This is a genomic window from Vibrio sp. 378, from assembly GCF_033339435.1.
This window is the reverse complement of sequence record NZ_JAWOUO010000508.1, coordinates 1-724: the sequence shown is the minus strand read 5'-3', so window position 1 is coordinate 724 and position 724 is coordinate 1. Positions and strand designations below refer to the sequence as shown.

The following is a 724-nucleotide window of genomic DNA, read 5'->3' as shown; positions in this document are numbered from 1 at the left end:
ATTAGTTCTGATTGTCGAACTGATTAACTCCGCGATAGAAGCAGTGGTGGATCGCATTGGTGTTGAACGCCATGAATTAAGTGGCCGCGCTAAAGATATAGGATCGGCAGCCGTTATGGTTGCGTTGGCGTTCGCAGCTTTTACTTGGCTATGCATATTGGCCAGTCGCTACCTAGGCTAGAGGTTACAACATGATTCAGCAGTATCGAGATAGCAACCAAGTCATTTGGTTTGATGAGGAGCTTATTGAAGATCCTAGTCAGCCTATTTTTGATGCCGAGTATTGGCAATCCACCAACAAAGTAACTGGCAGTGCGTCAGGGCGTGGCACGACTTGGTTTGTTCAGCTTGATACGATGCAAGCCGCTCTGCGTCATTATCGACGTGGTGGCTTGTTTGGTAAGTTAGTTAAAGACAATTATTGGTTTTCAGGTTGGGAGCAAACGCGTTGTGCGCAAGAGTTCCAACTATTACTTACACTGATTAATGCAGGTGTTCATGTGCCAAGGCCAATTGCTGCGAGAGCTGTGAAATCTGGATTGACATATCAGGCCGATTTATTGAGTGAGCGCATTCCTAACGCAAGAGACCTGGTCAGTATCTTGCAGGAAAAACCGTTACCGGAAGGAATGTATCAAAAAATAGGGCAAGAAATTGCCAAAATGCACAACGCTGGCGTTAATCACACAGACCTGAATATCCACAACATCTTGATCGATGACAA

2 protein-coding genes are annotated in these 724 nt (G+C 45.4%); both read left to right on the top strand.

Features of this window, described 5'->3' with window-relative positions; genetic code table 11:
• A partial coding sequence (locus tag R7Q48_RS27215; protein WP_318133367.1) for a diacylglycerol kinase occupies window positions 1-181 on the top strand: 181 nt, incomplete at its 5' end.
• Between the two features lie 10 nt (window positions 182-191).
• The coding region (locus tag R7Q48_RS27210) for a 3-deoxy-D-manno-octulosonic acid kinase (protein WP_318133365.1) at window positions 192-724 on the top strand (533 nt) is incomplete at its 3' end.